We start from the raw sequence: 6,074 nt of genomic DNA on the forward strand, positions 1-6,074 counted from the left end.
AGCGCGCGATTGGCACTTGACGCACGGTCACTTGGTTCTGACTATACCCATATTCCGTGCGGTATTCCCCGTTCTCACGAGACCGTAAACGACCAATCTTATCGTAATGCAGTTGCATCAGGACTGGCGCGAGGGCGGCACTTCCGTTCAGCGGCTTGGCGGGGGTAGTCAGTATCTGCGTCAGGTTTCCCACCTCGTCATACTGATACTGTTTTTGTTGACCAATAAGGTCTTGCTCCTGGGTCAAGCGATGAAGGGCATCGTAGCCAAAGCGGTACTGTTCGCCGTGCTCATTTTCTAATGCATTCATGCGCCCTAACGCGTCATAGTGAAAATGCAGCCAATGCCCCGCGGGGTCACGACGTGCAATGACTTGCCCCCGACGATTACGCCGCAGTAGCGTGTGCTGGTCACCCACATCGGTTAATCCGACCAGTTGCCCCGCATCATCATAGTCGTAGCGGTTTTCCGTGTTATCGGGCAACTTTTCTGACAGCAATAAGCCTGTTTCACTGAACGTGTAATAGGTGGTTTCATTGAGCGCATTAGTGATACTGCGCAATTGCCCCCACTCATCATAGGTGAGGGTGGTGGGGTAACCGGAACAGTCGGTTTGGCGAATAAGCTGACCGCGTGGGTTATAGCGATAGTGGGTTTCATTGCCTTTGGCATCCACTTGCCCGATGCAATTGCCTTGCTCGTCCCAAACAAACGCCGTGATGTGCCCCAAGGGGTCAATCACACGGCGGACATCGCCTTTGTCGGTATATTCCCAATGCCACGCCGCCCCATTGGGCAAGGTTTGCACGGTCGGAAAGGCAAAATCCTTGTCCCAATCGTAGCAAGTGGATTGGTTTTCGGGATCCGTCGATTGCGTTAAATTTCCGCGTTCATCATAGGTATAAACCCACTCACTGGTATCTGGCGCAATGGCTTTGGTTAAGTGGCGATTGGTGTCCCACTCAAAGTACCAAGTTTCATTGAGCTCATTGGTGTATTCAATGATTTGCTGTTGTTCATTCCAGCGACGGAAGGTGCTTCCTAAACCATGCTGAACGGTTTTGACGGTGCGCTCGGCTAAATCGTAGATGAGTTCTGTGTGCTCTAAACACGTTTGGCCTTCTTCTTTTAACCAGTGTTCAACGACCCGCCACTCCGGTTCATTGTCTTCAAGGGTAAAGGTGTCAAAGCGTTGCCAGCGATAATGGCTACTCAACCCCGTGGCATATTGGTGCATCGCCATTAAGCCGGACTCTTCATCCCAGCCAAAACGGCGCGTGATACGGTTATCCGCGTCAGTGACCTGAATTAACCGCTGCTGTTCATCGTAATCATAGGTCACCAGTGTTTTTTCAGCTTGCCCTTGATGATGCGTTACCGACGTTAATCGCTGTGAAAGTGCGTCATAGTGCAAGCGGATATCCGTTAAATACGCATCATCATGAATTTGCACCAGTTCACCGTCATTGGCATAACGGTAATTTAAGGCATTGTTATGGCGGTCAGCGCTTTTCATTAAGCGCAGGGTGTTGATTTTATGGGGGTTGGCTTCAAACAGTTGATAGTCACCGTCAGTGGATTCGACAAGGAAAATATTATTCACGGTGCGATAAACTTTAAACCCTTCATCCTGATAAAACACTGTTTGGCCGAGGGCTATTTTCCCCAGGGCTAAACGGCGCCCCGATGCGTCATGGTAGTAGATATTTTCATTTTCAAGCCCCTTGCCAGTTGACTCGATTTCCAAGGACACATCAAACGGCATTGCCCAACCACGGCCCAATCGGCTCTCGCGTTGGTTCCGACTTTGGTAGATACGTGACCAGACTAACGGATAAGCTCCCTCAATAATAAAGTCCGTATCATTTTCACCATTGAGGACTTTCGACCCCGTAGCGGCATGAACGGGATGGTGTAAACTATTGAAAGCTTGTACCACCGTTGCCGTCACCATCGAACCAACCGCGGTGCCGACAATTTCACTTACCAGCGTACAACCGACTTTATTTAAACACTGCTTAATGACAGCCATTCCACCTTTTCGCATTAAGGTTCGCAGTCCCCCCACAAAGAGGCCGCCAAGAATTTCACCGAACATCTCTGCAAACGGGTTGCGGCCACTCATGATGTCGCGTACCACCACACTGTTCCCACCAATGCGCACAATCCCTTTTTCTTGATTGTCATCGATTTTGGCTTCACAGGTGCTTCTATCCCCATTACGGCACGCCGGCTGGCTATTGATTTGAACCCTTTTTGATCCTTCCGCTAAAAAGTAGGGCTCACTTGCACAATGCCATTTATCACATTTGATAATATCGAGGGGCATCGGTTCAGCATGAGGGTGCTTATTCGCCTTAACGGGGGACAGTATGCTGTCAAAAAAGCCTTGCTTAGGCGATGGATATTCTGGGTATTCGTCAGACAGGGGGTCAATAGGCGCCGCATTATTCGGGGTGCTAAGTGCTTTTTTGGCTAACGCAAAGGGAAGCATGCCCGGAATAAGCATTGTGGATTTTTCCAAAATACTCAAGGTAATATCGAGCCCTTTTTTTTCTTTAGGGGGCGCATTGTCTTCTGCAATAGATGCTAATAACAAGGGGGTAGGGAGTTTTCCTGCCGCTCTTGCTGCCCGTTTTCCCTTGATACGCACATTGGGTGAGCCGGTTTTTATTTCGCCATCAGGCGAACTGAGCCCAAAGAGGCTATCAATCCCATCCGCGACCCAATCCGCAGCAGCATCAATAACACTGCCGAGAGCAAATCCGGTCGCCAATCCCGCGCCAATAAAAACAGCCGCTGCTGCACCGGCAGTTACGCCTGTCAATACAACTGCAGCAGCCCCTACCGCCGCATAGACCGCCCCTTTAACCACACCACAGACAATATCTGCCCATATTGACGAGTGCATCAATTTATCGCCTTGCTTCGCCGCGAAAAATTCATTTCCCATGAGTATGTCCTTATTCAATCGTCAGTATGGTCATTGTGAATTCAAGTCTGCTTTCGGTTAATTTGAGTGCGGTGTAAAGCTGTCCCGCAGGGTGCGCCAGTGTGCGAGCTCTGCATTTGAAAACGGTTTAATTTGGCTATAAGTGACGACTAAGACGTTGTCTTCCACGTGAAATGCCGCTATCCATTGATAAATACTGATGCCTTTTTGTTTGGTCTCACAGTAAATTTCACTCCCCGTGAGACCTTGCTCTGTGCGAAAAGCGGTTGGCGCTTTAACGACGGCATTTTTTATTTCACGTTTAATGGCGCTTAGCTGTCCGGCGAGATAATCACTTAGCTCGATGTCTGGCGACAGTGCCTCACGGGTGATGGAGATGCTGCCTTCTAGGGCAGGAAAACGCAGCATATTCACGGTATTATCTTGATATTTATCACAGGGTAGTGTGAGGCGACCCTCTTGAAATAAGTAATGCATACTTAACCTTATTTTTCAGGAAAAAATTGGGATTTTGTGCTGGCAATGGTGTCGGTATTCGGATCTATTTTAGTGATCCCTGGCGCGGCATTGTCCATATTGAGATCGAGGATCTCACCCGTGGCAATTTGCCCTGAACCACTGGCATAAAAATCAAAATTTTCACACGCGATGGTGACCCTCCCCGAGGGACTCAATTGAAGAACGGACGTACCGCTGATAAGACGGATCCCTTTTGCGGAAGCGATGACCACTTCACCATCGACAATAGACTGTCTTTTCCCAAAGACGACATTCTTTTGGTCAGACTGTACTGAGGTCGATTGAGAGCCATGCACTGAAACCGTTTGGTTTTGTAGGATGACTTCTTTGTGGTTGGCCCCCACGGTCGTCGAACGATTATCCCGTACTACCGTATTCATGTCTTTTTGCGCATGAATAAACACTTCCTGCTTACCGTCCTCATCCTCAAAACGTAACTCGTTAAAGCCCTCGCCCTTATGGGTTTGAGTGCGGAACGTGGTGCGTGTTTTGTTCTCAGGAAAACGAATAGGGGGAGCATTGCGGCCATCGTAAGTGCATCCCGTGATAATGGGGCGGTCAATATCCCCGTTCAGGTAACTGACTTGCACAACAGTGCCGATACGGGGCACGGCCGAAAAGTCGTAACCGTTGCCGCTCCATCCCATGGCGACACGCACCCAACAGGAAGCGCTGTGATCGGGCTTGCCGTAGCGATCCCAATGGAAATGCACTTTGACGGCGCCGTACTCATTGACGTAAATCTCTTCCCCCGGCGGCCCCACCACGGTCGCCAATTCATCCCCATCGGCCGTCGGTTTATAACGGTGTGGCGGACGCCACTCCTCACGACCCGGTATAAAGGAGACCGTGTTACTTAATTGCGTTCCTTCGCCCCCGCCATTGTCGGCTAAGGGTTGCACGCCGTGATGGGTGACCGTGATGACTTGCCAACTGTCATTCATCGGGGCGTGTGGGTGATTTTGCAGGGTGAAAATTTTGCCTGGGCGCAAGGCAAAGCAGTTCGTGGTGGCATTGCCCACGCGGCTACCGCTGCGTAACTGCTCAAAACGGGCTTTGGTCAGGGGCTCCCCTTCGGCATCCAATTGAAAACGCCCGTAACTTTCAAACACACTGTGCTGCCCACCGCCTGCTTGCTGATCTTGGTGCATCAGCGGGTAAGAGGGGCGCACGTAGTTGTTGTCTTTTTGGATCAGTTGATCGGCGCACAGATACTCTCCGTACTGCCAGGTGGTGGCGGTACTGTCGGTGATATCGGTGTTTGCTTGCGGGTTGTAAGTCAACGAGATCCCCGCGGTCATGCCCATGTGCTCATCACTGTAGAACATCTGATCTTCTTCAAACCAGAAGTTGATCCCTTCCTCAAAGGCTAAGCGACACCAAAAGTCATAGGCGGATTCCCGTTTTTGCGTGGTGTAGGTCCGTTCCGGATGCAGCGCTTCACGGTAAAAAAGACAGTCTGATTTGACGTGCGCTTCATCCAATAACGTCTTTAAAATCGCGGGGGCGTTTTGGTCTTGGAAGATACGGCTGTCCTGATTGAGGGTCATGATCCACATTTCAGGGCGGATATCAAAATGGTACCACGTTTTCACGCCATCGGTATTGCCTTGGACACCGCCCGCAAGAATGCCATTGACGGTGCGCACAATCTGCCCATCCCGTTTGACCGTCAGTGAGGCGGCTTGGCCTAAATGCGTTTGGAATTCAATATAAGGCAACAAACTCACCACATTCAGGCTAAGGTGATATAAGGAAGAGAGCCCTTCGGTGAGGGTAAAATCGGTGACTTGAAAGGTGCCCGCAGGAAATAAGCCGATTTCACAGGTAAACACTAAACCGCTCGGCTCAGCGGTTAACCCTAACGCACTGCGTAAGGCCGCTTGCGCGGTATCCGGATCGGCAGGGTTGAGCCCCCCCGTCAGCCCGCCGCCGGGGGGCAACATCGCGGCGGAGGCCTGCAACGAGGACGCCGCACTGGCCGCTTGTTGGGCCAAATTGACGGCTTGTTGTGTTCGCGCAGATGCCTTTGACATCGCCGCTTCCTTGGCTTGGTTAATGGCTTCGTCCTTCAGCATCGACGCCAGATCAGGGGATGATTTTTTCGGATCTTTTGAGAACATGGTCAGGCTCCGGGTTAACGGGGAGAGTGCATCACGTTAAAACAGACAAGGACGAGCCCGGGTGAGCTCGTCGAATGAGGCGATTACGCTTCCAGCGGTGCACGCCAGTCGTCAGCACCGGAAGTGCCTGCCACGGTGTGCTCCCAGTCGACCTTACGGTAAGAAAGCGACACTTCGATGAGCTGCGTGTAATCCGCTTTGGCCGGATCTTGGCAGTGTGGCATTTGGCAATCGATGTTGACGATAGTCGCATCGGTCAGCGTGGTGGTGAAGAAGTGCTCTTGCTTCCCTTCAACAGACGTGCGGTACCATTTCAGTTCCACTTTTGGCAGCATTTCACCAGACGCCAGTGCGTTGTACAGCAGAGGGACCGCTTTGTTTAATGCCACCGTAAAACGGAATGGCTTGTGAGCACGTTGGCCTGAAGGTTGACCGGATTGGGGGTCAGTCGGTACGGTCACAATGTGGGAAAACTCTTG

At 51.2% G+C, this 6,074-nt stretch carries 4 protein-coding genes; all 4 read right to left on the minus strand.

Annotated features, from left to right (window positions below):
• Window positions 1–2,953 (minus strand): DUF6531 domain-containing protein (locus PR675_RS20245; RefSeq protein WP_272582956.1); only part of this gene is annotated, 2,953 nt, incomplete at its 3' end.
• A 57-nt stretch (window positions 2,954–3,010) separates the two neighbouring features.
• Entirely contained in the window at window positions 3,011–3,430 is a 420-nt protein-coding gene (locus tag PR675_RS20250) for a DcrB-related protein (protein ID WP_004924613.1), read from the minus strand.
• Window positions 3,431–3,438: 8 nt separating this feature from the next.
• Window positions 3,439–5,595 (minus strand): type VI secretion system Vgr family protein, encoded by a 2,157-nt coding sequence (locus PR675_RS20255; protein ID WP_004924611.1) that lies wholly within the window; start codon window positions 5,593–5,595, stop codon window positions 3,439–3,441.
• Between the two features lie 83 nt (window positions 5,596–5,678).
• Window positions 5,679–6,074 (minus strand): Hcp family type VI secretion system effector (locus tag PR675_RS20260; protein ID WP_272582957.1); only part of this gene is annotated, 396 nt, incomplete at its 5' end.

This window comes from Providencia sp. PROV261 (assembly GCF_028477945.1).
Lineage (GTDB): Bacteria > Pseudomonadota > Gammaproteobacteria > Enterobacterales > Enterobacteriaceae > Providencia > Providencia stuartii.